Raw genomic sequence first — 276 nt, forward strand, 5'->3', positions numbered from 1 at the left:
TGTAAAGCTTGCTGTTAATAATGCTGACGAAATCAAAGCTGTAAGAACACTATATGTTTGCCACATAAGTATCGTTGACCAATCGAAAGCACAGCACAGTAGACCCAGGGCAATCGTAGCGGTCAGCAAAATAACTGTTACGGTTATTCTCTTTTTTGTCATTGGCTGCCGCTCATTCGTTCTCCTTCTGCGTAATCCTAAGACAAATAGCAAAACAGCCAACCGGAAAAGAATAATTGTGATCGACGACAAAATGATATCCAAAAGCTGTGTGCC

Annotated in this window: 1 pseudogene; it reads right to left on the reverse strand. The window is 41.3% G+C overall.

Features of this window, described 5'->3' with window-relative positions:
* Positions 1-276: pseudogene (locus K5S59_RS29760) on the reverse strand (serine hydrolase domain-containing protein); the annotation flags it as partial.

The organism is Bacillus sp. BML-BC051 (genome assembly GCF_019656175.1).
Classification (GTDB): Bacteria; Bacillota; Bacilli; order Bacillales; family Bacillaceae_G; genus Bacillus_A; species Bacillus_A mobilis.